This window comes from Streptomyces sp. KPB2, assembly GCF_003950055.1.
Classification (GTDB): domain Bacteria; phylum Actinomycetota; class Actinomycetes; order Streptomycetales; family Streptomycetaceae; genus Streptomyces; species Streptomyces salinarius.
In genome coordinates, this window is record NZ_CP034353.1 from 4,273,085 (window position 1) to 4,297,993 (window position 24,909).

A 24,909-nucleotide genomic window follows, 5' to 3' on the forward strand; every position below is an offset into this window, starting at 1 on the left:
GGACTTCCTTTACTTAATGGTGATCGCGGGTGTACGGGTGGACGTGTCGTCCCCGGACAGTGCGGGAGGCCGGGCCGCGGGGGCCCGGCAGTCGTCGAAGCTGGCCCTGAGGCGGGCCATGAGCCGGGAGAGCTGACCGACCTCGTCGTCGGACCAGTCGCTCAGGCGGTGGGAGAGCAGCTGGGTGCTCCGCTCGGCGATCTCGTCGAGCTGGTCCTGCCCCGCGGGCGTCAGGCGCAGAATGCGCGAGCGTTTGTCGGCGGGGTCGGGGAAGCGCTCGATCCAGCCGCGCTCGGCGGCGTGGGCGACATGGCGGCTGGTCACCGACATGTCCACGGCGAGCAGCTCCGCGAGCTTGCTCATGCGCATGTCCCCGTGCCGGCCGAGCAGTGTCAGTACGGCGACGGACCCGCCGGGACAGTCGGACGGCAGCAGCCGGCCCATCTCCCGCTTCACGGCACCGAAGGCGCTGAACTGGCGGATCAGCTCCTCGTACTGCGCCTTCCCGGCCACGCGCACCTCCCGATTCGTTGCTTAGGGCAACCATAAGTTCCGTTAGTTGCTACAGGCAAACAAAAACGGGGGGTGCGGCATAAAAAGTTGGCAAAGGCAAGTATTGCGATAGTAAACGCGCAGGTGATAAGGGGTGGGCCGGGTCAAGAGGGCTCGACGGCCCCGCACTTGGGCCGCACCCGCGGATTCGCTAGTGTCTCGGCCCATGGCTAACACCCAGGGCCCCCAGGGCACCAACGACCCCGCAGGCAGCACCCAGATGTTCCGCGCGTTCGTCGACGACGCCCCGCAGAGCCGGCAGGCCGCTGCCCCCGCCTCCTCGTCCGGTCCCCGCGTCGGCCTGATCGTCGGCATCCTGGCCGCCGTGGTCGTCGTCGCGGCCGTGGCCTGGCTGGCGCTCGGCTAGAACGGTTACTGGCCGCAGCGGCCGGTACCGGCACGGACGAAGGCGACCGCCGTGGCACCCCCGAGGTGCCACGGCGGCCGCCGTGCTGTCGTACGGGCTCTCCCGCGGCGCGGGCTCAGTCGGAGATGAGGCCCTCGCGCAGCTGCGACAGGGTCCGGGTGAGCAGCCGGGAGACGTGCATCTGCGAGATGCCGACCTCCTCGCCGATCTGCGACTGGGTCATGTTGGCGAAGAAGCGCAGCATGATGATCCGCCGCTCCCGGGGCGGCAGCTTGGCCAGCAGCGGCTTGAGGGACTCGCGGTACTCCACGCCCTCCAGCGCCGTGTCCTCGTAGCCCAGGCGGTCCGCCAGCGATCCCTCGCCGCCGTCGTCCTCCGGGGCCGGGGAGTCCAGAGAGGAGGCGGTGTAGGCGTTGCCCACGGCCAGCCCGTCGACCACGTCCTCCTCGGACACGCCGAGGACGGCGGCCAGCTCACCCACGGTCGGGGAGCGGTCCAGCTTCTGGGACAGCTCGTCGCTGGCCTTGGTCAGCGCCAGGCGCAGCTCCTGGAGACGGCGCGGGACGCGCACCGACCACGAGGTGTCGCGGAAGAACCGCTTGATCTCGCCGACCACGGTCGGCATGGCGAAGGTCGGGAACTCGACCCCGCGCTCGCAGTCGAAGCGGTCGATCGCCTTGATCAGGCCGATGGTGCCGACCTGGACGATGTCCTCCATCGGCTCGTTGCGGGAGCGGAAGCGCGCGGCGGCGTAGCGCACCAGCGGGAGGTTGAGCTCGATCAGGGTGTCCCGGACGTAGGCACGCTCGGGGCTGTCCTCGTCGAGGGCGGCGAGCCGCAGGAACAGGGAGCGGGACAGGGTGCGGGTGTCGATGGCCTCCGTGGCCGGAAGCGCCTGGGCCGGCACGGCGTCGAGGTCCGGCACGGCTTCGCCGGCCCGGTCGGCGTCGACGGGACCGGCGGAGCCGACGGAGTCGATGGGGCCGACGGTCTCGACGGCGCCGAGCGCCTCGATCGAGTCGGGCGCGGTCTCGCTCTCCGCGAGCGCGAGCACCTTCGAGCTGCCCTGTTCTGCGGACATGCCACCCCCTTTGGGTCGCGGGACGGTCGCGGCACACGCTCCCACGCCGGGAACGCAGCCTTCACCTGAATACCGGAGCCGAAGCTCCGGCAAACGCGTCTCCGGCAGAATGTCACATGTCGGCAACGCGCTGTAGTGACATGTCGACATCCGAGACGCGAATACCCCCTGGAAACAGGGGGTCTGATGGGCTTTCAGCCCGATTCCGTCCGCAACGGCCCTGGTGAGCGATTCGCTCTCGCCGGTGACCCCTCGCTCGTGCTTTCGACTCCGTCCGGAGCCCTGCCCGAGCTTACGCGTCGATCCGGTTCGCGGACCTCAACCGCTGGAAACTACGCGCCAGTAGCCGCGAGACGTGCATCTGGGAGACGCCGAGTTCCGCGCTGATCTGGGACTGGGTGAGGTTGCTGTAGTAGCGCAGCAGCAGGATCCGCTGCTCGCGCTCGGGGAGTTGGACGAGCAGGTGCCGCACCAGGTCCCGGTGCTCGACCCCGTCCAGCGCCGGGTCCTCGTAGCCGAGCCGGTCGAGGAGTCCGGGCAGCCCGTCGCCCTCCTGGGCGGCCTCCAGCGAGGTGGCGTGGTACGACCGTCCCGCCTCGATGCAGGACAGCACCTCCTCCTCGGTGATGCGCAGCCGCTCGGCGATCTCGGCGGTGGTCGGGGAGCGCCCGAAGGCGGTCGTCAGGTCCTCGGTGGCGCTGTTGACCTGCACCCACAGCTCGTGCAGCCGGCGCGGTACGTGCACGGTGCGGACGTTGTCGCGGAAGTACCGCTTGATCTCGCCGACGACGGTCGGCATGGCGAACGTCGGGAACTGCACGCCCCGCTCCGGGTCGAAGCGGTCGATGGCGTTGATTAGCCCGATGGTGCCGACCTGGACGACGTCCTCCATCGGCTCGTTGCGGGAGCGGAACCGGGCGGCGGCGTAGCGCACCAGGGGGAGGTTGGCCTCGATGAGCGCCGCGCGCACCCGGTGGTGCTCCGGCGTGCCCGGCGTGAGGTCCTTGAGCTCGCCGAAGAGCACCTGGGTCAGGGCCCGGGTGTCGGCGCCCCGGCTGCGCTGCGGCGCGGGGGCCTCCTGGGCCTGGGCGGGCGGTGCGGGCGGTGCTTGAGGCGCAGTACTGGCCGGCACGGTCAACTCCACCTCGTGATCTGTCAACTCTTCCGTAACTCATCCGTCAAAAGCGGTCATAGCATCACAAGACATGTCCACTGTGTGCAAGCACCTCATAACGTCGTGTTGAGTGAACGCAGAACGGCCCCGCACCGGGCTGGTGCGGGGCCGGAGAGGCCGAAGGGCCCGAGGCCGTCCTAGAACTCGTAGTCGGCGATCACCCAGGTGGCGAACTCCCGCCACAGCGCGACGCCCGCCCGGTGCGCCGGGTGTTCGAGGTAGCGCTTCAGCGCGTCGGCGTCGTCCACGGCCGAGTTGATGGCGAAGTCGTAGGCGATGGGCCGGTCGCTGATGTTCCAGGCGCACTCCCAGAAGCGGAGTTCCTCGATCTGGCCGCCGAGCGCCCGGAAGGCCTCGACGCCCTCCACGACGCGCGGGTCGTCGCGCTCGACGCCGTCGTTCAGCCGGAACAGCACAAGGTGGCGGATCATCACTTTCCTCCGTTGGCGGCCCAGGTCATGAAGTCGCCCACGGCGCCAGCCGCGTCCGATATGCCCTGGAAACCTATCTGCACGTAGTCGGCTGCCTTGGCCGGATCAGTGATGATCACGTACAGCACGAAGACCACGACCACATAGACGGCGATCTTCTTCGAGTTCACCGCCACCGCGGCCTCCCCTGTCCCTTCGACCCACGCCTTTCGGTCGCTCATGATCGCACGAAGGGCCCCGTCTTTCGACGGGGCCCTTCCAAAGCGGTAGCGGAGGGATTTGAACCCTCGGTGACTTGCGCCACACTCGCTTTCGAGGCGAGCTCCTTCGGCCGCTCGGACACGCTACCGAGACAGACCTTACAGCACGGAGCGGCATGCTCTGAAATCGGTATTGCGGCCGACGAACGGCCGTACGGGCAGCCGTCCGGGGGCCCGTACGGACCGGGTCAGCGGTCGCGGAAGAAGTCCGTGAGCAGCCGGGCGCAGTCGTCCGCGAGCACGCCCCCGATCACCTCGGGACGGTGGTTGAGCCGCCGGTCGCGCACGAGGTCCCACAGGGACCCGGCCGCGCCCGCCTTGTCGTCGCGGGCGCCGTAGACCACGCGGTCCACGCGGGACTGCACGAGCGCGCCCGCGCACATCGTGCACGGCTCCAGGGTGACGACGAGCGTGCAGTCGACCAGCCGCCACTCGCCCAGTTCCACGGCGGCCCGCCGGATCGCGAGGACCTCGGCGTGGGCCGTCGGATCCCCGGTGGCCTCGCGTTCGTTGTGCCCGGCGGACAGCACGGTGCGTCCGTCCGGCGCCAGTACGACGGCGCCGACGGGCACGTCCCCGCCCTGTGCGGCCCGCCCGGCCTCGGCCAGGGCGAGCCGCATCGCGGCCCGCCACCGGTCGCGCACCGGGTCGGGCGGCGCCGCCTCGGGTTCCTCCTCGGCCGGCGCGGTCAGCGGACGGCCTCCAGGACGTCCAGGGCGCCGAGGGCCTCGGCGATCTCCCCGACCGCGTCCCCGGACATCGAGCGCAGTTCCTTCTCGCTCATGCCGAGGTCGTCGAGGATCTCGGCGTCGCCGACCGGCCCGTGCGGCACGGCCTCGGCCGAGCCGGCGGCCGCGCCGGAGCCGTCGCCGTCGTCCTCGTCGTCGGACTCGCCGTCCTCCGTGCCGTCGAGGTCGAGGGCGTCGAGGTCGTCGCCGTCGTCACCCGGCTCGCGGCCGAGCAGTTCGTCGGTGAGCAGGATCTCGCCGTAGCTGCTGCGCGCGGCCGCGGCGGCGTCCGAGACGTAGATACGGGGGTCCTCCTCGCCGTCCACCCGGACGACTCCGAACCACGCGTCCTCCTGCTCGATCAGCACGAGCACCGTGTCCTCGTCGGGAGAGGCCTCCCGGGCCAGGTCGGCAAGATCCGACAGGGTTTCCACATCGTCGAGCTCTGTGTCGCTCGCTTCCCACCCGTCTTCGGTGCGCGCGAGCAGTGCGGCGAAGTACACCGTGACTCTCCCACTGGTCCTAGGGGTGCCGGTTGGGGATCCCCCCGGCGGAGGCTGCGGGCGGGGGAGCGGTGCTCCGAGCCCCACCCACTCGGAATCGTGGCAGAAACAAGGCACTCAGGGGACGTCTTCGGCGCCCTGTGTCCGGCTGTTTTGACCGGCGTTCCGGAAGTGCTCACCCGGGCCGCCGCCCAGCAGCGCTCTCGTCGCCGCCACGTGCGGATCGTACGCGGATTCTCGCGGTCCCCGCGTCCGTCCGTCACGACCAACGTCGGCGCGGCGCACGATCTTCCCCGGCCGGCTCAGGAAGTTCGCCGTACCGGAAGGGGGCCGGGGGCTACCAGCGGAAGGTGCGCATGCGCATCGCGTGCCGCAGCCGGGCGGTCTTGGCGCGGCGCGGCTGCACGCGGTCCCGCAACTGGCGGGCCTCCGCCAGATCGCGCAGGAACTGGGCCCGGCGCCGACGCCGTTCGGCCTCCCGCTCCGCTTCGGGTTCCCGCGGCGGAGCGCCGTCCGGCTGCCGCCCCGGCGCCGCACCCGGCTCCGTCCCGTGTCCCGTCCCCCGGTCGGCTCCGGGGGACGGCGTGTCGTGGAAGTCCCGGTCAGGCACAGTCTCACCACCCAGCGTCCGTCCCTCCCACCTTCCCCCGGTCGGGCGGTTTGACGCCCGCGAACGAGTGGAGCCGCCTCGCGCGCCTTGCCCCGCCGCGGGGACGCCGCCCCCACGGAGCCCGGTTACTGTGGTGGACATGCGTCTCCACGTCGTCGACCACCCCCTGGTCGCCCACAAGCTCACCACGCTGCGCGACCAGCGCACCGACTCCGCGACCTTCCGCCGCCTCGCCGACGAGCTGGTCACCCTGCTCGCCTACGAGGCCACGCGCGACGTGCGCACCGAACAGGTCGACATCCACACGCCGGTGGAGAAGACCACCGGCGTCAAGCTCTCCCACCCGCGTCCGCTGGTCGTGCCGATCCTGCGGGCCGGTCTCGGCATGCTCGACGGCATGGTCCGGCTGCTGCCGACCGCCGAGGTGGGCTTCCTCGGCATGGTGCGCAACGAGGAGACGCTCCAGGCGTCCACCTACGCCACGCGCATGCCGGACGACCTGTCCGGCCGCCAGGTGTACGTCCTGGACCCGATGCTGGCCACCGGCGGCACTCTGGTGGCGTCCATCCGGGAGCTGATCAAGCGCGGCGCCGACGACGTGACGGCAGTGGTGCTGCTGGCCGCCCCCGAGGGCGTCGAACTCATGGAGCGCGAGCTGGCCGGCACCCCGGTGACGGTCGTGACGGCCTCGGTCGACGAGCGGCTCAACGAGCAGGGCTACATCGTCCCGGGCCTCGGCGACGCGGGCGACCGCATGTACGGAGCGGCCGAGTAGTACCTCGTACCGCCGCTCAGCAGCTCTTCTTCTCCGCGTCGGGCGTCGGGCGCGGCGCGGTCAGCTCGGCCAGCGCCGCGTCGGCGGCCGCGGGCTTCGCCAGTCCCTTGAAAGCGTTGCCGATGATCAGGTCGACGGCGGCGCCCTTGCGGGCCGCGTCGGTCTGGCGCTCGGCGCCGGGGAGCTGGGTCCCGAGCACGGGCAGCGCCGTCTTCGCGGAGGCGGCCGGGCCGAGTAGGACGCCCGTGCCGGTGACCTTCTTGTCGTACTTCTCGGGCGCGTTGCTGACGTCGCCGACACGGAAGCCGCGCTTCTTCAGCTCGTCGGCGGTCTTCTGCGCCAGACCGCTGCGGGTCGTCGCGTTGAGCACGTTGACGGTGACCTGACCGGGCTTGGGCAGCACCACGGCGGCGGGCGAGGCGCTCGCCTTCGCGGGGGTGGCACAGCCCGCGGCACCGGCCGCCGAGGCCTTGTCGCCGCCGGTGAAGACGTCGATGAGCTGCAGCGTGCCCCAGCCGAGCACGCCGAGAACGGTGACGGAGGCGACGGCGGCGACCGCGATCCGGCCGCGTCGCCGGGACGGGCGCATCCGCGGGTACCGGTCCCCCGTGATCTTGTACTGGCCACCCATGCCGGGAGGAGTCAGCATGCTCATGGGCGCAGCGTAATGCGCGGGAGCGGCGATGCCTATTAGATGATCAGTCGACGTTCCGCAGTCGGGTGGCAAGGCAACCCGAAAGGGTCAAGCGCGGGTCCCGCCGGCCCGGTCAGTCGAGCTCGAGAACGCGGGCGTGCAGCACCTGCCGCTGCTGGAGCGCGGCCCGCACCGCCCGGTGCAGCCCGTCCTCCAGATACAGATCGCCCTGCCACTTCACGACGTGCGCGAAGAGGTCGCCGTAGAAGGTGGAGTCCTCGGCCAGGAGTGTTTCCAGGTCGAGTTGCCCCTTGGTCGTCACGAGCTGATCGAGGCGGACCGGGCGCGGAGCGACGTCCGCCCACTGCCGGGTGCTTTCCCGGCCGTGGTCGGGGTACGGCCGGCCGTTTCCGATGCGCTTGAAGATCACACGGAAAGCCTACCGGCCCGGACGTTGCGGGCGCAGCCATGGCGCCGGAGTACGACGCCGGAAAAGACGCCGTAAAGGGGGCCAAACACCGACGGGGCCGCGAGATCGACGACCGCTGGATCTCCCCCGGGGGGCGGCGGAGACGGTACGCGCCCGCCTCCGCCGCCCGCACGGTGCGTCAGCGGCGCCCGCGTTCCGGCGAGGGGGCCGGCTGCGGCTCGGGGGTACGGCGGGCGGCCTCGGCGCGCAGGAGGGCGCGCAGGGCGGCGTAGGGGTCGTTGGGCATGGCGGTTCCTCGTTCCTTGGCGTGCTTGTTGCGGTGGGCGCGGGGACCGGCGGTCGGGCCGGCCCGGCGCGGTCAGCAGCGCAGAACCACGGAACGCGGGCCGCGGGGAGGGGCGGTGGCGCTCTCGGTACGAGCGTCGAGGCGCGGGGGAGTACGACGACGGCCCGCCGTACGGCACGGCGGGCCCGGCCGGACCACGGCCGCACGCCGGCCCGGAACGCGCAGGGCGGTGTCGAGGTGGTCGTACTCCCCCGCGGCGCCGCCCGCGCCCGCCACCGGCGTGACCGGCACCGCCTGGGCCGTCACGTGCGTGCCGGGCACGACGAGGACGAGCAGCAGGACCAGGACCCGCAGACGGGCGCCGAGGCGTCCGGAGCGGACGGCGGTGCCGGCGTGCGGTGCGGGTCTCACCCCACTCGTGTCCCCGCCCGGCGTACGCCGTCCATCGCGCCGGGGGCGAGATCCGCCCGCTCGGCGTACGGGAAGCCGCTCACAGACTGCGCGGAACCCGCCCGGCCCGTCCGCGCAGCCGCAGCGACGTGACGATCTCGACGACGCCGACGACGACCAGCCACCAGCCGCCGACCAGCATGAGGACGGTGGCCGACTCGACCGGCGAGTCGATCAGGACGATGCCGGCCACGACGGTGACGACGCCGAGGAAGACGTGCCAGCCGCGCGCGGGCATCGCCGGGTCGTGCACGGCGGCCACGATCTGCGTGACGCCGCGGAACAGCCAGCCGATGCCGATCCACAGCGCGAGCAGCAGCACCGACTGCAGCGGGCCGCGGAAACAGAACAGACCCAGCAGGATCGACACGGCGCCGCTGATGAAGGCCAGCACCCGCAGCGAGGTCCTGCGGTGCGTGCCGAAGGCGGCGGCCAGTTGCAGCACGCCGCTGATGACGAGGTAGAGGCCGAAGAGCACGCCGGCCGCGAGCAGCGAGGCACCGGGCCAGACCAGGACCAGCACGCCCAGGACGAGGGAGGCGACGCCGGTGAACAGCACGGTCTGCCAGGCGGCGCGGGACAGCTGGTGCAGGGGCCCCTCGAAGGGCGGCTCGGGCTCGGGCTCCTGCCGTACGGCGCCCGGGGCGTGGGTCCCGTGCCGGCCGTGCACCCCTCGGTCGTCGTACGGCGTCCCGCCGGGGGAGCCGGAAGGTGGTTCGGTCATGCCCCATGCTGAGAGCCACGCCGACATGCCCGCCACCGGGGAGGGTCCGCGGGGCTGACGCCATCCGGCGGGGGCGCGGGGGCCGACCGGTCCGGGGGTGCCGGGTCCCCCGGCGCGGGTGCGGGGGCGGGCCCGCCGGCCCGGCGTGGGCGTGACACCCGGCGCGGGTGCGGGCGAGGTGGGCCCACGGGCCCGGGGTTGCCCGGTCGCCCGGCGTGGGTGTGGGGGCGGGTGGGTCACGCGGCCCGGCGTTGCGGGGTGCCGCTGCGCCCACCCGTGCCGCCCCAGCGGCACGACTGCCCGCAGTGAGGGGCAGCGGGGCGGCTGCTCGCAGCGACGGCGGCGACGGCATCGGCGGGGAGCCGCGTACGGCGCGTGTGGGGCAGTGGCGTGGGGCGACGGGGAGCCGCGTACGGCGAGGAGGGGGCGGGGCGGGGGGTGTCCGCCCGCAGCGGTTGGCGCGTCCGCGCCGGGGGGATCTGTGGCCGACCGATTTCGCGCCGTTCCGAGGACGGACACCCCCCGGCACGCCCCCGACCCACCCACCGGACCCGAGGCGCTACGCGCACCCCCACCCCACCCGCACAGGCGCCGCAGGCATCCCGCACCCGCACCGGCGCCGCAGGCATCCGCCCCCTACTTGCCGGAGGCCTTCGTTGCCTTTGCCGCCGCCTTCATCTCCTGTTTGTGCGCCCGCACCTTGGTCAGCGACTCCGGCCCCCTGATGTCCGCGACGGACCGGAAGGAGTCCGGCTCCCCGTACGCGCCCGCGGCCTCGCGCCACCCCTCGGGGCGGACGCCGAGCTGCTTGCCGAGCAGCGCGAGGAAGATCTGGGCCTTCTGCTTGCCGAACCCCGGAAGGGCCTGGAGCCGCTTCAGCAGCTCCCCGCCGGTGGACACGCCCCGCCAGACGCCCTCGGCGTCACCGTCGTACGTCTCGACGAGGTACCGGCACAGCTGTTGCACCCGCCCCGCCATCGACCCGGGGTAACGGTGCACAGCCGGCTTCTCGGAGAGCAGCGCGGCGAACGCCTCGGGGTCGTAGGCCGCGATGTCGTGCGCGTCCAGGTCCTCCGCTCCCATCCGCCGGGCGATGGTCGACGGCCCCTTGAACGCCCACTCCATCGGCACCTGCTGGTCGAGCAGCATGCCGATCAGCGCGGCGAGCGGACTGCGCCCGAGGAGTTCGTCGGCCTCGGGGTCCTGGGCGAGGTGAAGTGTGACGTCCATGGTCCCGATGATCGCGCGTACGGGCTCAGGTCGCGCGCCAGTACCCCAGCGAGTTCACCCGCTGCTTCGGCACCCCCAGCTCCTTGCGGACGTACGACCCCAGCGCCCGCGTCGTCGCCGTGTCGCAGGCGATCCAGACGAACGGCTCGGAGGCGGCCCCCAGCAGCCCCGGCAGCTCCTCCTTCACCCGCGCCACCAGATGCGCCCCCGCGTCCCGGCGCGGCACCGCGCGGACCTCGTGCCGCCCGGGGACGGTCCGGAACGGCAGCCCGTCGTCCGTGCCGCCCTCGAACCAGACGGTCGCCGGCACCGGGCCCAGCGCGTCGAGGAGGGAGTTGAGGGCGGGCAGGGACGCCGGGTCCGCGACCGCGAAGACCCGCGACGGGAGGGGCCGCGGCACCTCGAACCCGGTGCCCTGGACCGTCGCCTCGATCGTGTCACCCGGCTTCGCCGCCCGCGCCCAGTCGCTCGCGCACCCCTCGTGCAGGGCGAACTCCATGGCGAAGGTGCCGGCCTCCGGATCCGGGTCGACCAGCGTGTACGCCCGCTGGTGCGGCCGGCCCGCGTTCTCGAACCACAGCCGCACCCACATCGTCGGATGCACCCCGGTCGCCGCGAGCATGCCCCCGTCGGTCAGGCGCAGCCGCCGGAAGTCCGCGGTCACGTCCTCCGCGTCCGTCACCGTGAACTCGAAGTCCTTCGCGCGCATCAGCTTGAGGACCGCGCCCTCCCAGCCCCGCCCCTGCCCCATGTTTCCTTCACCTTTCACGTACTATTCGGCCACGACCAGAAGACTTAGGTGAGCCTAACCTAAAGGAAAGTAGGGGCACAGGGGTGAGCGCCGAGACCTACCGCGACGCCTGGGGAATCCCGCACCTGCGCGCGGACTCCGCGGCCGAACTGGCCCGCGCCCAGGGCCGGGTGACCGCCCGCGACCGTGCCTGGCAACTCGAGGTCGAACGGCACCGCGCCCAGGGCACGTCCGCGTCCTTCCTGGGCCCGGAGGCCCTGTCCTGGGACCGCCTCGCCCGCCGCGCCCGCCTCGCGGACACCGCGCGCCGCTGCTTCACGGCCCTGGAGCGGCAGGACCCGGAGACGGCCGCCTGGGTGCGGGCGTACGTCGACGGAGTCAACGACGGGCTGGCGGAAAACGACCCCGCCCCGGAGTTCGCCCGCACCGGCCTCGCCCCCGGCCACTGGGAGCCCTGGACCCCGCTGGGCGTCTGGCTCGGCACGCATCTCCTCTTCGCGGGCTTCCCCGCCAAGCTCTGGCGCGAGCACATCAACGCGCACCTGGGCCCGGAGGCCGTCGCCCTGTTCGCGACCGACGGCCCCGGCACCGCCGGCAGCAACGGCTGGCTGGTGAGCGGCGAGCGGACCACCACCGGACACGCCCTGATCGCGGGCGACCCGCACCGCTTCATCGAGGACCCCGGCGTCTACCAGCAGATCCACCTGTCCTGCCCGGAGTTCGACGTCGTCGGCCTCGCCGTGCCCGGAGTCCCCGGCGTCGCCCACTTCGGCCACACCGGGACGGTCGCGTGGGCCATCACCAACGCGATGGCCGACTACCAGGACCTGTACCGGGAGCGCCTGCGCCGCACCGGCGCCGGGGTCGAGGCGCTCGGCCCCGACGGCACCTGGCACCGCGCCGCCCGCCACACGGAACGCGTCGAGGTCGCCGGGGAGGAGACCGTGGAGGTCGAGGTCATCGAGACCGACCGGGGCCCGGTCATCGCGGGCGGCCCCGAGGGCCTGGAGGACGGCACCCCGGCCGCGCTCAGCCTGCGCCACCCGCCCCGCGTCACCGCCGACCTCGGCTTCGGCGCCCTGCTGCCGCTGCTGCGGGCCCGCACGGTCGCCGACGTGGACCGCGCCCTGGACGCGTGGACCGAGCCGGTCAACGTGGTGCAGGCCGCCGACACGGAGGGCGGCCTGCTGCACCGGGTCGCGGGCCGGGTGCCGGTACGGCCGGAGGAGAACGGCCTGCGCCCCGTACCGGCCTGGGAGCCCGGCCACGAGTGGACCGGCTGGCACACCCCGCCCCGAGCCGGACTCACCGACGGCGTCGCCGTGATGGCCAACCAGCGCGGCCCGTCCACCCCACTCGGCGTCGAGTTCGCCCCACCGCACCGCGCCGACCGCATCTCCGCCCTGCTCGCGGCCAAGGAGCGCTGGTCGGCGCCGGACATGCCCACGATCCACACGGACACCCACCTGGCCTCGGCGACCCCCCTCCTGAACCACCTCACAGCCCTGACCGCTCCAACCACCGCAACCACCGCAACCACGCCCACCACCGCAACCACGCCCACCACCGCAACCACCCCCACCACTCCGCCAACCACCCCGGCCCCCCTCACCCCCGAGGCCGCCGCCCTGGGTGCTCGCCTCCTCGCCTGGGACCGCCGCATGGACGCCGACAGCACCGACGCGGCGGCGTACGCGGCCCTGCGCGCGGCGGTCGTACGCAGACTGGCGGCGCACCCGGCCCTCGCCCCCGCGTCCGTGCCGCCCGCGTACCCCGAGGTGCTGCAACCGTGGCTCGCGCTGGTGCCCCGCGTCGCGTACGCCCTCGAACACCTCCTGCGCGCGGACGACCTGTACGGCATCGACCGCGCCGCGACCGTCCGCGCCGCGCTGGAGGAGGTCGCCGCCGCGCCGCCGCCCGGCACCTGGGGCGACACCCACCGTCTGGCCCCCTGGCGGGCGCTGCCGGACGCCACCGGCCCCGCGGCCGAGCCCGGCCTCTCCGGCGACCACGACTGCGTGCTGTGCACTTCCCCCGTGCCCGGCCTCACCGACCGCGCCGCTCGCGGCCCGGCCGCCCGGTACGTCTGGGACCTGGCCGACCGCGACAACAGCCGCTGGGTGGTGCCGCACGGAGCCTCGGGCGTACCGGGCTCGCCCCACCACCGCGACCAGCAGCCCCTGTGGCTCGCCGGTGAACTCACCCCGGTGATCACCGACTTCACCCGGCTCACGAAGGAATCCGATGACTGACGCCCAGCCGACCCCGTACGCCGACCGGGCCGCCGTCCACGAGCAGTACCTCGACGGCTTCGGCACCGTCCGCGTCCTCCCCCTGGACCCCGCCGAGGACACCGCGCGGGTCCACGACTGGGTGAGCGAGGAACGGGCCGCCTTCTGGGGCATGAACGGCCTGACGAGGGACCAGGTCGCCGCCGTCTACGCCCACATGGACACCCTCGACACCCACCACGCCTTCCTGGTCGTCAAGGACGGCGAGCCGGTCGGCCTGCTCCAGACCTACGACCCCGCGGCCGACCGGGTGAGCGAGTGCTACGACGCCGAGCCGGGCGACATCGGGGTCCACCTGCTCCTCGCCCCCGCGGGAGCCGAGGGCGCGCGCCCGGGCTGGACCGCCGCACTGTCGGGCGCCCTCATGACGTACGTCCTGCTGGGCCTGGACCGGACCCGGATCGTGGTCGACCCGGACGTGGCCAACGAGAAGGCCATCGCCCGCTTCCTCAAGCAGGGTTTCACCGCCGGCCCCGCGGTGGTCCTGCCCGAGGTCGACCTGCCGGACGTGTACCTGCCCGAGAAGAAGGCGCAACTCGCCTTCCTCCGCCGGGAGGTAGCGTTCGCGGGGTGACCGACGCGCCCACCGCCGACGACCTGATCGCGCACTACGCGCTGGAGCCCATCCCGCGCGAGGGCGGCCTCTTCCGACGCACCTGGGCAGGGCCCGAGCGCCCGGACGGCCGCCCCGCCGGGTCCGCCATCGTCGCCCTGCTCACCGCCCGCCCGGGAGACTTCTCCGCCCTGCACCGCCTGCCCGCCGACGAGGTCTGGCACTTCTACCTCGGCGACCCGCTCGAACTCCTCCTCCTCGCCCCGGACGGCAGCGCGCGAAGGGCCGTGCTGGGACCGGACGTCCTGGGCGGGCAGCACGTGCAGTTCACCGTCCCGGCCGGCACCTGGATGGGCGGCCGGGTGGCCGCGGGCGGCGCGTGGTCGCTGTTCGGCTGCACCATGGCGCCCGGATTCACCTACGGGGACTACGAGCACGGCGACGCCGCCGACCTCACGGCGCGCTACCCGGCGGCGGCCGAGCGGATCGTGGCACTGTGCCGCCCATGACCCCCGCGCCCGCCCCGTCTCCCCCTCCCTCCCCTTCTCCACGTCTCCTCGCCGGTCAGGTCGCCCTGGTCACCGGCGCGGGCGGCGGCATCGGCCGCGGGATCGCGCTGCGCTTCGCCGAGGAGGGCGCGGCGGTGGCGGTGCACTGCCGTACGGCGGTGGAGGCGGCCCGGGACGTGGCGGAACGGATCCGGGACCGGGGCGGACGCGCCACCGTCCTGCGCGCCGACCTCACCGACGAGGACGCCTGCCGGCGCCTGACCGAGGAGGCCGCCGACTGGGGCGGCGGACGGCTTACGGCGCTGGTCAACAACGCGGGCGTGCAGCCGCTGCGGGAACTGCCCGGCATGACGGCGGCCGAGTGGCGTGAGGTGGTGGACACCAACCTCACCGGCGTCTTCGCGTGCACGCAGGCCGCGGCCCGGATCATGCGGGACCAGGACGGCGGCGGCACGGTCACGCACATCGCCTCCATCGAGGCGGGCGCCCCCGCTTCCGCCCACGCGCATTACAGCGCCTCCAAGGCGGCGGTCGTGATGCACGCCCGGTCGGCGGCGCTGGAGTACGGCCCGTGGGGGATCAGGGTCAACTCCGTGTCCCCCGGCCTCATCGACCGCGAGGGCCTGGCCGAGGCCTGGCCGGAGGGCGTACGGCGGTGGCGGCGGGCGGCACCGACGGGACGGCTCGGGCGTCCGGAGGACGTGGGCGACGCGTGCGTCTTCCTCGCCTCGCGGCTGGCGTCCTGGGTGACCGGCCACGACCTCGTGGTGGACGGCGGGGTGACGGCACGCCCGTCGTGGTGAGGAGCCGCCGGCCGCCCGGCTGAGCGGGGCGGCCTCCCCGTCCGTACGTATCGGCGAGGCAGTGGGCCCCGACGACGGAGATGCGACGTGAGGTGTGGCGGCGGTGCGTGCGCTGGAGACCGGGGACGAGGGTGCGGCCGGACGGAACCGGGGGACCGGGAGCGGCGACCGGCCCTACGAGGGGCCCCGCACGGGACCCGGTGCCGACCGGCCCAGCGGGGACTCCGGCGGCTGGTGCTGCTGGGCCCCGTGCTGGTCCTGCTCGTCCTCGGCGGCGCCGGACCGGCGTCCGCCCACGCCGCCCTCGGCTCCACCGACCCCGAGGACGGAGCCGTCCTTGGGCGGGCGCCCGCCCACGTCACCCTGACCTTCAGCGAGTCCGTCGGCCTGCGCGACGACTCCTTCCGCGTCCTGGACCCGGGCGGCCACCGGCTGCACACGGGGGAGGCCGGACGCGCGGACGGGCGTTCCGACACGGCCCGGGTCGCGCTGCCGGGCAAGCTGGGGGAGGGGACGTACACCGTCGCCTGGCGGGTGGTGTCCGCCGACAGCCACCCCGTCTCCGGCGCCTTCACCTTCTCGGTCGGCAAGCCCTCCCAGGCGGCCGCGCCCGTGGACACCGGCCCCACCGAGGACCCGCTGACCGCGACCCTCCACAAGATCGCCCGCTACCTCTCCTACCTGGCCGCGGCCCTGCTCATCGGCGCCGCCGCCTTCGTCGCCCTGTGCCGCCCGCCGGACCCGGCGCCGCTGCGCCGCCCCCTGGTGGCGGCCTGGTGGACCCTGCTGGCGGCCACCCTCGCCCTGCTGGTGCTGCGCGCCCCGTACGAGGCGGGCACGGGCCCGTCGACGGCCCTGGACCCGGCCGTGCTGCGCGACACCCTCACGACCCGGCCGGGTGCCCTGCTCCTGACCAGGCTCGGGCTGCTGCTGCCGGTCGCGCTGTACCTCGCCCGTGCGGCTCGTGCGGTTCGCGTGGACCGCGCGGCTTGCGCGGACCGCGGCGACCGGCGCCGGGGCGGTCGCCCGCTCGCCGCCGCGGTGGGCGTCGTACTGGCCGTCGGCCTCGCCCTGACCTGGGCCGCAGCGGAGCACGCCTCGGCCGGCATACAGGTGCCGATCGCGATGACGTCCTCCGTGCTGCACCTGCTGGCCACCGCGGTCTGGCTCGGCGGCCTCGTCGCCCTGCTCGTCACCCTGCGCGCCCCGCGCCCCTCCCCGGACCCGGCCGGGGTCGTCGCCCGCTTCTCCCGGACCGCCTTCGCCGCCGTGACCGTCCTGGTCGTCACCGGTGTCTACCAGTCCTGGCGCGGCCTCGGCTCCTGGCAGGCGCTCACCGGGTCGACGTACGGCAGGCTGCTGCTCGCGAAGGTGGTCCTGGTGGCCGTCCTGCTGGCCGCGGCGGCGGTGTCCCGGCGGTGGACGGCGGCGCTGGTGACCGCCCCGGTCGCCGTACGCGAGCCCGACCGCGTCCCCGAGCGGATACCGCAACCGACGGGCGGCCCACCACCGGAGACACCGAAACCACCGCCCTCACCGGACCCCGACGCCGACCCGCACCCCGACGCCGACCGGGGCCCCGACACCGACACCGGCACCGGCCCCGGCGACGACGGGCCCGGGCCCGCCCTCCGACGCGGTCTGTACCGTTCCGTCCTCGTCGAGGCCGTCGTCGCCGCCGTGGTGCTGGGGGTCACCACCGTGCTCACCGCCACCCCGCCCGGCCGCTCCGCGGAGGAGGCGGCACGGGCGGCCGTACCGGCGGGCGGGGTGCTGCCCGCGTCCGTCACCACGATCCCGTTCGAGGTCGGCGCCTCGGGCCGGGGCACGGTCCAGATCACCCTGGACCCGGGCCGTACCGGCGACAACGCGGTGCAGGCCGTGGTCTTCGGCCCCGACGGCAGCCTGGCCGCCGTGCCCGAACTGCGCCTCTCCTTCACCCTGCCCGACAAGGACCTGGGCCCCATCGGGGCCGAGCTGGTCGACCGGGGCGGCTACTGGAGCGCCAACACCGTCACCCTGCCCCTCCCGGGCACCTGGACGATGAAGGCGACCGTCCGGGTGTCGGAGATCGACCAGGTGAGCGAGACCCGGCGGATACGGGTGGAGCGGTAACGGCCGGTCTTGCCGGAGTACGGAAGTCCCAGCCCCGGTCCGACTGCCGTCCCGGCTCGTTGTGTTCCGGGTTCCGGATGACCGAAGCTGCCGGAGAAGCGGGAGGGGGAGGGGCGATGAGGGCGAGGGCGGCGACGGCGTCCCGGGCGTGGGCCACGGCGCGGCACACGGACCGGCCGCAGGACAGGTGCCGGGCGCGGCGCACGGGCGTCCTGCTGATCCTGCTGTCCCTGGCCTCGGCGGTGGCCTGCTGCCTCGTCTTCGCCTGGTGGCTGCCCTCCGACGGCGAGCGCTACCAGGACTACCGCGCGGCCGAGTCGTGCTCCTCCGGCGAGCTGAGCCGGTCGGACACGGACTGCCTGAGCACCTGGCACCTCACCGTGGAGAAGACGGTGAACAGGACGGCCGGCAAGGAATCGGTCCACGACGCCACCCTGACGTACCGGGACTCCTGGCGGGGGACCGTGCACTTCAACGGCTCGGGACCGCTCCTGGAACGGCTCAGGCCCGGTGACCGGGTCACGGCCACCGCCTGGCGCGGCGAGATCATGGTGCTCACCGAGGACGGCGTACGGCAGGACACCCTGGAGGCGCCGCGTGACGAGCTCCAGATGAACGCCGCCGTCGGCGTACTCGCCGGGCTCGTCGCGGCGCAGTGCCTCGTCTTCGGCACGGTCCGCCTCGCCAGGCCGCAGGCCCACGAACCGCTGACCTGGGAGCCGTACGGCAGACGGCTGCTGTTCAGCGTGATCGGCGTGTGCTTCGCCGTGGGCCTGTCGGCGGTGTGGGCACGCGTGCCGTGGTGGACGGTGCCCCTGGTCGCCGTACCGCTGGCGATGGGCGCGGCGCTGTGGTTCCGCGTCCGCCTCCGCCCGCGTCGCTAGGGGTGCAGGATCACCTTCGTGTAGCCCTCGACCCGCTTGTCGAACTTGTCGTAGCCGGACGGTGCCTGGTCCAGCGGCAGCTCGTGGGAGACGACGAAGCTGGGCGTGGCCCGGCCCTCGATGATCAGGTCCCGCAGCCGGCGGTTGTACCGCTTGACGTTGCACTGCCCCGTCCCGACCCGCAGCCCCTTCTCGAAGAGCCGGCCGATCGCGACGAGGAGCATGCCCTGCTTGGCCTGCTCGTCCGGGCCGCCCGGGTCGGCCGGGACGTAGAGCCCGGGAACGCCCAGGGCACCGGTCGGCCGGACCGTGTTGACCAGCGAGTTCAGGACGGTCGCCGGTTCCTCCTTGCCCGTGCCGCCCGCCGTCGCCTGGTAGCCGACGGCGTCCACGCCCTTGTCGGTGCCGGCGCCCCCGGTCTGCTCCTTGATCTGCTCGACCGGGTCGCCCGCGGAGAAGTCGACGGGCACCGCGCCGATCTCCTCGGCCTTGCGCAGCCGCTCGGGGACGCGGTCGACGACGAACACCTTCTTCGCGCCGCGCAGCAGCGCCGAGTAGGCGGCCATGAGCCCGACGGGACCCGCCCCGTACACCGCGACGCTCTCGCCGGGACGGACGTCGGCGAGTTCACAGCCGTGGTAGCCGGTGGGGAAGATGTCGGCGAGCAGGATGAAGTCGGTCTCGTGGGCGTCGCCCTCGGGCAGCTTCAGGCAGTTGAAGTCGGCGTACGGGACGCGCAGGTACTCGGCCTGGCCGCCCTGCCAGGGCCCCATGGACACATAGCCGTACGCGCCGCCCGCGAAGCCGGGATTGACCGTCGTGCAGTAACCCGTGTATCCGGCGGCGCAGTTGGTGCAGAAGCCGCACGCGACGTTGAAGGGCATGACCACGCGGTCGCCCGCCTTCAGCCCGGTGACGCCCTCACCGACCTCGTCGACGATCCCCATGTTCTCGTGGCCGAAGACGATGCCCGGCTCGGCGGCGGTGCGTCCCTCGTACATGTGCAGGTCGGACCCGCAGATCGCGGTCGAGGTGACGCGCACGATCACGTCGTTCGGGTGCCGGAGGTCCGGCTTCTCCACGTCTTCGACCGCTACCGAGAACGGTCCCTTGTAGACGACAGCCTTCATGGTCGCGACCTCCGTCCGCGCGCCGGTCCCCCGTGACCCACCTCCCATGCTTCTCCGGTGGAGGAGGCGGGGCAAATCGGTTCGGATCGGCGCGTCCGGGGCGGGTCCGTCCTAGGGCTCCTCGGTGGCCGGCCCTTCCTCGCGCTCGCTCAGCCTGGCCTTGATCACCGGGCTGATGAGCAGGTCGTACACCAGGACCCCGACGACCCCGCCGATGAGCGGGCCGACGATGGGGATCCACCAGTAGCCGCTGAACCACTGGAAGGTGCCGGGCAGGGCGATGTCGCCCCAGCCCTCGAAGAAGGTGAACAGGCGGGGGCCGAAGTCGCGGGCCGGATTGATCGCGTACCCGGCGTTGGTGCCGAAGGTGAGACCGATCGCGACGACGACGAGCCCGATGAGGAACGGGTGGAGATTGGCCGCCGGAGCGGTGTTGCGGGTGTCGATCAGCGCGCAGATCAGCAGCAGCAGGATCCCGGTGCCCACGATCTGGTCGAGCAGGGGGCCCCACCAGGAGTCCCCGAAGTACTCGGCGGGGAACGTCGCGAAGATCGAGTACGTCGACAGCGACGTCTCCCGGGTCTCGCCGGCCTTGGCGATGGACGCGTCGATCGCCCACCGGTAGCAGGCGTACACGAGCGCTGCCGCGACGAAGGCGCCCACGACCTGCGCGAGCCAGTAGGGCAGGACCTTCCGCCACGGGAAGTCCCGCCGCACCGCGAATCCCAGGGTCACCGCGGGGTTGAGGTGCGCCCCGCTGATGCCACCGGCCACGTACACGCCGAACACGACGGCGAGGCCCCATCCCCAGGCGATGATGAGCCAGTTGGCGGCCCCGAAGTCCACGGTCTGCCGGCCCGAGCCCGGCAGCCCGGCGACCGCGACGGCCACCGAACCGACGCCGAACAGAATCAGGACGAACGTCCCGAGGAACTCGGCGCACATCTCGCCGCCGAGTCCCTTTCGATAGCCACGTCGATGAACCACGCGTTCGGCCACCGGCCCTCCTTCGCTGGATCGGAACAGACCAATCCGCTCCATACCCGCACAAAACGCCGCCGGGCCGCTCAACCGGGCAAGTGCACCGGTTGGCACGCGAAAATTCCCCTCGACGGAGCAAGGCCGGCCCCGGCGAGGGCGGAGAGCTCGAACTAAGACGGTGCCGGGCACACGATCACCCGTGTGCCCAGCACCGGTGGCGCGGGTGGTCAGGCGAACGCGACCGCGGCGGCCCCACCGAGCGCGGCCAGCACGTATGCCAGCGTCTCCTGCCACCCCTTGAGCGGCGTCCGGTCACCGTGTGTGCCGAGCAGCATCACGGAATGGGCGGCGTAGCCCGGAACGAGGACACCGAGAACGCCGAGCAGGCTCAGCGTGCCGATGTCCCACTCGAAGTCGATACCGCTGAACACGGCTACGACGACCAGGGCCAGCGCCGCGACGGAGTACACCAGACCGGGCCCGAGCCTGATGTCGTCACGTTTCCGGGGCGCCACTCCACCCCTCCTGTGGTGGCGCCAGTGCCGCCGCTCGGTGCCGAGGCGGGCGAGCAGCATGAGGATGATTTCCGCAGCCAGAACGGCAACGGAGACATGCTCCAGAGTCACTTGTTCACCTCCGCCTCGGTCACGTGCAGGCCTTCTGAATGGCGCTGATACCGATGAACGCCTTGACGGCCTCCCGTTCCTTCGAACCCACGTGCTTGCCCTTCATGAAGCGCCAGAGGATCGTGGCCGTCTTCTTGGCGCCGTAGCTCTTGAACAGTTTGACGGCGCGGGCCACCCTGACGCCCGAGCCGGCGGGGACGAAGGAGATCAGCACCCCCGCGACGGCCGCGGAGCAGCCGACGACGAACTTGGTCTTGTCCCACCAGCCGAAAGCAACGACGGGAGCCTTCTCGCCGCTCTCGGCGGCAAGGTTCTGCAGAGTGGCGTGGCGGACCTTCTCGTTGGCCAGGACGGGCAGCAGGGCGGCTTGGGCGTCGGCGTCGCCGGGGTGGGCGGCCTCGGCCGTCTGCTGGGCGGTGGGCGACGAGGGCAGCGCCGCGAGGCGGTCGTGCAGGCCCTGGGCGTCGATGGTGCGGGTGAGCGAGATCTCCAAGGCGTCGGCAAACTGGCTCTCGCTGATGCCGAGTTCGGCTATGCCCTCGGCGAGGATCCTGCCCTGCTCCCGTTCATCGGTGGTGAAGTCGCCATCGACGGCGGTGGTGCCAGGTGCGCCGCGAGTGCCGGAAGTGACGGAAGTGGCCTGGGCCGCCTGCGCTCCGGTGCCGGTGGCGAAGACCGCACCGGCCGTGAGTGCGGAGACGAGTACGGCGGTGCGCGTGAACCTGGCGCGGTTGATCGTTCTGTTGGACATGTGCCCGAAGTTCCCCATTCTGGGCTGGTTTCGGGTACGGCACAGCAGGCCCGGTTCTCGTGTGAGCGGGAAGAGGTGTGCGTACCCGGGTGGTCGACGATCACCCCACCACACCAAGATCATCACGACTATGACGAAAGACACGATCCCACCTCATGTCTTCCTCAACGGGGCATGTGGCCAAAACATCGCGAAGCCTGCAGAACCGGGACCATAAAGTGAGACCACGCACGTCGAAGGGCCCCACCGCGAACGGTGGGGCCCTTCGACATCGTGCCCGGTGAGGCACTGGCGGAGGATACGAGATTCGAACTCGTGAGGGGTTGCCCCCAACACGCTTTCCAAATGTTCGTACGGGGGTCCGGAGCAGGCCGTACCCGTGCTGGCCTGCGGCGGTTCGTTCGGGGTGGCCCTGTTCGGACAGGGCCGGACGGGCGCGAATGAGACCAGAACTGAAACCAGCCGGAGCCTTCTCGCGCTACCGACGGCGACTCCAATACGGCTCCAGAGCCAGTCAGGACAGGTCGTACAGCTTCAGTCCGACGTGGTCGACGATCCAGCGGTATGCCTCGCCGTCGATCGCGGAGTAGATCCACGACCCACCCGGGCCATGTCGGCCAGGGACTCGACGATGGCGGTGACGTTTGCGTGACCGGTGAGGAGCGATGCAAGGTGCTGATCCGGTCAGCGGTCGGATATTTTCCGTAAGCGGTATGAGATTGCAATCCACCCGCCGGCGGCAAGGATGAGGATCGAAATCGGAGTAATGAGGGAACCGCGCTTGGTGGCAAAAAGTAGTGCGTCAGGTGTTGTCAGGAATGCGATAAACCCGATCCATGCAAGGGAAATGAGTGCGAGGAACCCGCAAATGCGTTGCAAGGTGACCAATTTATGACTCCTCTTCTTGTTTGGTGAGAGTCGTATTGGCGCTCCTCGCCGCGCCGCAGCTCCGACACGGGAAGTGATCCGCGCCGGAGCTGTCGCGTTCCTTGGGACTTGCGTCCCTACCTTACGAGGCCGTCGAGTACGACTTCGACCTCTTCGATGGTGGCACCGTTCGGAGCGGTCGTGAAGTGTCGCGGAGCGTTCGCCGTGGCGAGACTCTTGGCCCCGGTCGGGGCCTCCGGGAGTACCTGCGTCTCGATGGGGTTGCCCGATGCGTCGACGGCGGGCTTCCCGTTGGAATCCGACACGGGCATGGTGTCAGGCATCGATCCTGCCGGTGCCACGTTGTCGTCGTTTACTCCAGGGGGCGCCTCGGTCGGTGCCGGCGGTGCCGCGAACGACGTGTCAGGCAGCAGGTGGGATCCAGACCACATCATGACGTCCCAGCCGTACCACGCGTTGCCGTCCTTCATACCTGCGTAGTTGCCGAGACCGTAGTAGCCGGAGCCGCACGCGCCGCCTGCCGGGGCGGTGCTGGTGATGCGCATCGTGGATGCCGGCTCGGAGTTCATGTACCACTGATCGGTCCGGTCGCAGATGAGCCAGGAGCCGTCACCCTGGGCGTCGACGTACCACTTGTAGATGACGAATCCTTCTGCGAGCCACCCGGTGTTGCGCTCCCAGGGAAGAATGCAGTCGGACGGAATGGAGCTGAGTTCGGCCTGGGACATCGAGTCACCGCGGAAGTAGCCTCCGCCCGTCGAACCGTGTGACGTCTCAGACCGGTTCATGACGCATCGCGACGAATCGGCGTTCGACCATACGAGGTCCGCGTAGTAGACGTAGTGCGCGTTCGCTGCCGTACTGGAGGCCAGGGTTATCCCAAGGGCCGCGAATAAGGCCAGCAGGCTTCTGTGGACTGCGCGTCTCAACAGTGTTCCCTTCGTGTCTGTTGTTTTCGGCGCTAGCCCCCCGTGAGGGAGTGGCTGCGAAGGGTGCTCGATGAGCCTAGGTTAGTTGTGTAATAACGCAATGCCGACAGAACATCGGGGCTGATTATCGATGCCCTTGAGCGGTCGGCGCACCTGCAGCGGTTCCGTTGATGACCTCGGGATACGGCGAGCGAGGCCATCCTGTTAGGGCCGCAGCCTCGGCGAGGTGGTGTCGAAATATCTCTCTTGGGGTTTCCGCATACTGGAATGAATCGAGGTGGAATGCGCCTCTCCAATTGTGACCACCGGCCTGGTGTGTCGTGAGGTGGTTCCGCACGCGTGAGTGGCAGATTGAGAATTTCAGCGGTGTCGCGGTCATTCGGTTCGGACGCGTCGGGCTCTGCAGAAGACTCGCCGTGATTTCGGCGACTCCTTGTTCGATGGGTGCGCGTGCGGCTGACAAGCCCGGCTGGCCGTCTGCTCGGTCGTGGTGAGTTCGTCTTGGTGCGGCTGGCGTTTCGGGGTGGTGACACACTTGCCTGCACCGATGTAGGCCGTGTCGGCGGGGGCGAAGTCGCGTTCAGCGCGTGAGGCTAGCGCCTGTCCCTCGTCCAGCTGTCCGAGCGAACGAAATCGGCCATTAGGCGAACGGCATCCCGCTCGTAGTGCGGCGTGGATAGGGTTGATCGCGCTAGGTAATCGATGGATCCTCGGACGGATGCCGAAGTGACAGTGCCCAACCCTTTCGCGCCGCCGCCGGAGAACGCGAACCGGTCGGCGTGGTCCCCGCTGGACGAGTACCTGTGGCACACGTGCGACATCCTCGCCGACCTGCTCGAAGGCCGCCTGGCTGACCGCCCCCTGGTCGCCACAACCGCAAGACTGGACCAAGGGGACCGTGCGCTTGCCGTGGGCCCCGGTCAGCGCTCGACTTGGCGAGCCCTGGGAGACGGTCGTTACCAGCACAGCAATGTGGTCGCCGTCGGCAGTCCTGCACTTGTCATCGGGAGTCTGGTGGGCTCAGCGTTGGGCAACTCCACGCGGCGCCGGCAGGCGGCGCGTGACGCGCAGCCACGGTGGGTGGTGGACGGAACAGGTGCAGTGACGCTCACGCCACGCAGGCTGCATTTCGCGAACTCGACGTGCGAACTCGACCTCGACTGGAGGGCGCTGAGCGCAATCGAACTCGTTGCTCCGGACACCTTCCAGACGAGCTTTATCAGCACGCGCGGCCAGCAGGTGATGACGCGCGTGCACACGCCGTGGGCATCGCTCGCTTTCGTCGTTGCCGCGATCACGGCGTTTCCCGCACACCCGCGCTTGCTGAGCCGCGGCTGGCTCCCGTCGGACTTCGAGCAGAGATGCGCCCTCTTGGGCCGGCCCTGTCGTCCGGCGGCTCAGCTCACTGCCGAGCGACGGGCTCACTGAGGCGGGACGGGGACCAATGCGACTGGCAGGCACTC

General features: G+C 71.8%; 28 protein-coding genes and 1 tRNA gene. 9 read left to right on the forward strand and 20 right to left on the reverse strand.

All coding sequences use genetic code 11. The annotated features are described in order from the left end of the window. Window positions 1-9 precede the first annotated feature (9 nt). Window positions 10-513: a MarR family transcriptional regulator gene (locus D1J63_RS18990; RefSeq protein ID WP_102931057.1), complete on the reverse strand. Its 504-nt coding sequence runs from the start codon at window positions 511-513 to the stop codon at window positions 10-12. A 205-nt stretch (window positions 514-718) separates the two neighbouring features. On the opposite strand from D1J63_RS18990, the gene D1J63_RS18995 reads away from it, so the two are divergent. Continuing rightward, the gene (locus D1J63_RS18995; RefSeq protein ID WP_164418954.1) at window positions 719-919 is read left to right on the forward strand and encodes a hypothetical protein; all 201 of its coding nucleotides are present in this window, start codon (window positions 719-721) and stop codon (window positions 917-919) included. Between the two features lie 115 nt (window positions 920-1,034). Here D1J63_RS18995 and D1J63_RS19000 read toward each other — a convergent pair whose 3' ends face one another. The 8 genes from D1J63_RS19000 to D1J63_RS36750 all read right to left on the reverse strand — a co-directional run bounded on the left by D1J63_RS19000 (window position 1,035) and on the right by D1J63_RS36750 (window position 5,706). Further along, entirely contained in the window at window positions 1,035-2,000 is a 966-nt protein-coding gene (locus D1J63_RS19000; protein WP_102931059.1) for an RNA polymerase sigma factor SigF, read from the reverse strand. 292 nt (window positions 2,001-2,292) lie between these two features. Further along, window positions 2,293-3,132 (reverse strand): RNA polymerase sigma factor SigF, encoded by an 840-nt coding sequence (locus D1J63_RS19005; RefSeq protein ID WP_061446996.1) that lies wholly within the window; start codon window positions 3,130-3,132, stop codon window positions 2,293-2,295. Window positions 3,133-3,311: 179 nt separating this feature from the next. After that, window positions 3,312-3,605, reverse strand: coding sequence for a Dabb family protein (locus D1J63_RS19010; protein ID WP_125630212.1), 294 nt, complete (start codon window positions 3,603-3,605; stop codon window positions 3,312-3,314). Continuing rightward, window positions 3,605-3,826, reverse strand: a complete 222-nt coding sequence (locus D1J63_RS19015; protein ID WP_164418939.1) for a hypothetical protein — start codon at window positions 3,824-3,826, stop codon at window positions 3,605-3,607. Before D1J63_RS19015 ends, D1J63_RS19010 begins: the two co-directional genes overlap by 1 nt. 43 nt (window positions 3,827-3,869) lie before the next feature. Then, window positions 3,870-3,954 (reverse strand) — tRNA-Ser (locus tag D1J63_RS19020). 99 nt (window positions 3,955-4,053) lie between these two features. After that, window positions 4,054-4,485: a tRNA adenosine(34) deaminase TadA gene (tadA, locus tag D1J63_RS19025; RefSeq protein ID WP_125630214.1), complete on the reverse strand. Its 432-nt coding sequence runs from the start codon at window positions 4,483-4,485 to the stop codon at window positions 4,054-4,056. Window positions 4,486-4,553: 68 nt separating this feature from the next. Beyond that, window positions 4,554-5,096: a hypothetical protein gene (locus D1J63_RS19030; protein WP_125630216.1), complete on the reverse strand. Its 543-nt coding sequence runs from the start codon at window positions 5,094-5,096 to the stop codon at window positions 4,554-4,556. A 337-nt stretch (window positions 5,097-5,433) separates the two neighbouring features. After that, window positions 5,434-5,706 (reverse strand): hypothetical protein, encoded by a 273-nt coding sequence (locus tag D1J63_RS36750; RefSeq protein ID WP_164712887.1) that lies wholly within the window; start codon window positions 5,704-5,706, stop codon window positions 5,434-5,436. A gap of 139 nt (window positions 5,707-5,845) precedes the next feature. Here D1J63_RS36750 and upp point away from each other — a divergent pair, with 139 nt between their 5' ends. Next, complete coding sequence (gene upp / locus D1J63_RS19040) at window positions 5,846-6,481, forward strand: uracil phosphoribosyltransferase (protein WP_061446998.1); 636 nt, start codon at window positions 5,846-5,848, stop codon at window positions 6,479-6,481. Between the two features lie 16 nt (window positions 6,482-6,497). Here upp and D1J63_RS19045 read toward each other — a convergent pair whose 3' ends face one another. From D1J63_RS19045 to D1J63_RS19080, 6 genes are all read right to left on the reverse strand, one after another. Then, entirely contained in the window at window positions 6,498-7,112 is a 615-nt protein-coding gene (locus tag D1J63_RS19045) for a LytR C-terminal domain-containing protein (protein WP_125635586.1), read from the reverse strand. 136 nt (window positions 7,113-7,248) lie between these two features. Further along, window positions 7,249-7,545 carry a type II toxin-antitoxin system VapB family antitoxin gene (locus tag D1J63_RS19050; protein ID WP_003999914.1) on the reverse strand — a complete coding sequence of 99 codons (297 nt, stop codon included), beginning with the start codon at window positions 7,543-7,545 and terminating at the stop codon, window positions 7,249-7,251. A gap of 358 nt (window positions 7,546-7,903) precedes the next feature. Then, window positions 7,904-8,242: a hypothetical protein gene (locus D1J63_RS19055; RefSeq protein WP_125630218.1), complete on the reverse strand. Its 339-nt coding sequence runs from the start codon at window positions 8,240-8,242 to the stop codon at window positions 7,904-7,906. Window positions 8,243-8,321: 79 nt separating this feature from the next. Continuing rightward, window positions 8,322-9,005, reverse strand: coding sequence for an HdeD family acid-resistance protein (locus D1J63_RS19060; RefSeq protein WP_102930693.1), 684 nt, complete (start codon window positions 9,003-9,005; stop codon window positions 8,322-8,324). A gap of 636 nt (window positions 9,006-9,641) precedes the next feature. Then, window positions 9,642-10,235: an HhH-GPD-type base excision DNA repair protein gene (locus D1J63_RS19075; protein ID WP_125630220.1), complete on the reverse strand. Its 594-nt coding sequence runs from the start codon at window positions 10,233-10,235 to the stop codon at window positions 9,642-9,644. Between the two features lie 25 nt (window positions 10,236-10,260). Next, window positions 10,261-10,986: a siderophore-interacting protein gene (locus D1J63_RS19080; RefSeq protein WP_125630222.1), complete on the reverse strand. Its 726-nt coding sequence runs from the start codon at window positions 10,984-10,986 to the stop codon at window positions 10,261-10,263. Window positions 10,987-11,069: 83 nt separating this feature from the next. On the opposite strand from D1J63_RS19080, the gene D1J63_RS19085 reads away from it, so the two are divergent. The 6 genes from D1J63_RS19085 to D1J63_RS19110 all read left to right on the forward strand — a co-directional run bounded on the left by D1J63_RS19085 (window position 11,070) and on the right by D1J63_RS19110 (window position 18,141). Next, window positions 11,070-13,238, forward strand: coding sequence for a penicillin acylase family protein (locus D1J63_RS19085; RefSeq protein ID WP_125630224.1), 2,169 nt, complete (start codon window positions 11,070-11,072; stop codon window positions 13,236-13,238). Next, entirely contained in the window at window positions 13,231-13,851 is a 621-nt protein-coding gene (locus D1J63_RS19090; protein WP_125630226.1) for a GNAT family N-acetyltransferase, read from the forward strand. Before D1J63_RS19085 ends, D1J63_RS19090 begins: the two co-directional genes overlap by 8 nt. Then, a complete protein-coding gene (locus D1J63_RS19095; protein ID WP_125630228.1) occupies window positions 13,848-14,339 on the forward strand; it encodes a cupin domain-containing protein in 492 nt (163 codons plus the stop codon). The genes D1J63_RS19090 and D1J63_RS19095 overlap by 4 nt, the downstream gene beginning before the upstream one ends. Beyond that, window positions 14,336-15,142 carry a glucose 1-dehydrogenase gene (locus D1J63_RS19100; protein WP_125630230.1) on the forward strand — a complete coding sequence of 269 codons (807 nt, stop codon included), beginning with the start codon at window positions 14,336-14,338 and terminating at the stop codon, window positions 15,140-15,142. The genes D1J63_RS19095 and D1J63_RS19100 overlap by 4 nt, the downstream gene beginning before the upstream one ends. A gap of 234 nt (window positions 15,143-15,376) precedes the next feature. Beyond that, window positions 15,377-17,257, forward strand: coding sequence for a copper resistance protein CopC (locus D1J63_RS19105; RefSeq protein WP_125630232.1), 1,881 nt, complete (start codon window positions 15,377-15,379; stop codon window positions 17,255-17,257). A 116-nt stretch (window positions 17,258-17,373) separates the two neighbouring features. Further along, a complete protein-coding gene (locus D1J63_RS19110) occupies window positions 17,374-18,141 on the forward strand; it encodes a hypothetical protein (RefSeq protein ID WP_232250305.1) in 768 nt (255 codons plus the stop codon). Here the strand turns inward: D1J63_RS19110 and D1J63_RS19115 are convergent. From D1J63_RS19115 to D1J63_RS19145, 5 genes are all read right to left on the reverse strand, one after another. After that, on the reverse strand, window positions 18,138-19,271 hold the full coding sequence (locus D1J63_RS19115; protein ID WP_125630234.1) for a glutathione-independent formaldehyde dehydrogenase: 1,134 nt from the start codon (window positions 19,269-19,271) through the stop codon (window positions 18,138-18,140). The two genes, D1J63_RS19110 and D1J63_RS19115, sit on opposite strands and share 4 nt — an antisense overlap. Window positions 19,272-19,382: 111 nt before the next feature. Continuing rightward, a complete protein-coding gene (locus D1J63_RS19120) occupies window positions 19,383-20,216 on the reverse strand; it encodes an MIP/aquaporin family protein (protein ID WP_176156210.1) in 834 nt (277 codons plus the stop codon). Between the two features lie 263 nt (window positions 20,217-20,479). Then, complete coding sequence (locus D1J63_RS19125) at window positions 20,480-20,878, reverse strand: hypothetical protein (RefSeq protein WP_125630239.1); 399 nt, start codon at window positions 20,876-20,878, stop codon at window positions 20,480-20,482. A 19-nt stretch (window positions 20,879-20,897) separates the two neighbouring features. After that, window positions 20,898-21,629 carry a hypothetical protein gene (locus tag D1J63_RS19130; protein ID WP_232250304.1) on the reverse strand — a complete coding sequence of 244 codons (732 nt, stop codon included), beginning with the start codon at window positions 21,627-21,629 and terminating at the stop codon, window positions 20,898-20,900. Window positions 21,630-22,633: 1,004 nt separating this feature from the next. Then, window positions 22,634-23,245, reverse strand: a complete 612-nt coding sequence (locus D1J63_RS19145) for a hypothetical protein (protein ID WP_232250303.1) — start codon at window positions 23,243-23,245, stop codon at window positions 22,634-22,636. Window positions 23,246-24,172: 927 nt separating this feature from the next. Here D1J63_RS19145 and D1J63_RS37240 point away from each other — a divergent pair. Then, entirely contained in the window at window positions 24,173-24,874 is a 702-nt protein-coding gene (locus tag D1J63_RS37240; RefSeq protein ID WP_241235584.1) for a hypothetical protein, read from the forward strand. Window positions 24,875-24,909 lie beyond the last annotated feature (35 nt).

Excerpts from the sequence above, each read along its gene's own strand:
- D1J63_RS18995 (WP_164418954.1), top strand. The coding sequence starts at position 719 with ATGGCTAACACCCAGGGCCCCCAGGGCACCAACGACCCCGCAGGCAGC.
- D1J63_RS19120 (WP_176156210.1), bottom strand. The coding sequence starts at position 20,216 with ATGTGCGCCGAGTTCCTCGGGACGTTCGTCCTGATTCTGTTCGGCGTC.
- D1J63_RS19010 (WP_125630212.1), bottom strand. The coding sequence starts at position 3,605 with ATGATCCGCCACCTTGTGCTGTTCCGGCTGAACGACGGCGTCGAGCGC.
- D1J63_RS19015 (WP_164418939.1), bottom strand. The coding sequence starts at position 3,826 with ATGAGCGACCGAAAGGCGTGGGTCGAAGGGACAGGGGAGGCCGCGGTG.
- D1J63_RS19075 (WP_125630220.1), bottom strand. The coding sequence starts at position 10,235 with ATGGACGTCACACTTCACCTCGCCCAGGACCCCGAGGCCGACGAACTC.
- D1J63_RS19110 (WP_232250305.1), top strand. The coding sequence starts at position 17,374 with ATGAGGGCGAGGGCGGCGACGGCGTCCCGGGCGTGGGCCACGGCGCGG.
- D1J63_RS19130 (WP_232250304.1), bottom strand. The coding sequence starts at position 21,629 with ATGTCCAACAGAACGATCAACCGCGCCAGGTTCACGCGCACCGCCGTA.
- D1J63_RS19100 (WP_125630230.1), top strand. The coding sequence starts at position 14,336 with ATGACCCCCGCGCCCGCCCCGTCTCCCCCTCCCTCCCCTTCTCCACGT.
- D1J63_RS19090 (WP_125630226.1), top strand. The coding sequence starts at position 13,231 with ATGACTGACGCCCAGCCGACCCCGTACGCCGACCGGGCCGCCGTCCAC.
- D1J63_RS19115 (WP_125630234.1), bottom strand. The coding sequence starts at position 19,271 with ATGAAGGCTGTCGTCTACAAGGGACCGTTCTCGGTAGCGGTCGAAGAC.
- D1J63_RS19045 (WP_125635586.1), bottom strand. The coding sequence starts at position 7,112 with ATGGGTGGCCAGTACAAGATCACGGGGGACCGGTACCCGCGGATGCGC.
- upp (WP_061446998.1), top strand. The coding sequence starts at position 5,846 with ATGCGTCTCCACGTCGTCGACCACCCCCTGGTCGCCCACAAGCTCACC.
- D1J63_RS19000 (WP_102931059.1), bottom strand. The coding sequence starts at position 2,000 with ATGTCCGCAGAACAGGGCAGCTCGAAGGTGCTCGCGCTCGCGGAGAGC.
- D1J63_RS19080 (WP_125630222.1), bottom strand. The coding sequence starts at position 10,986 with ATGGGGCAGGGGCGGGGCTGGGAGGGCGCGGTCCTCAAGCTGATGCGC.
- D1J63_RS19145 (WP_232250303.1), bottom strand. The coding sequence starts at position 23,245 with ATGTCCCAGGCCGAACTCAGCTCCATTCCGTCCGACTGCATTCTTCCC.
- D1J63_RS19060 (WP_102930693.1), bottom strand. The coding sequence starts at position 9,005 with ATGACCGAACCACCTTCCGGCTCCCCCGGCGGGACGCCGTACGACGAC.
- tadA (WP_125630214.1), bottom strand. The coding sequence starts at position 4,485 with ATGCGGCTCGCCCTGGCCGAGGCCGGGCGGGCCGCACAGGGCGGGGAC.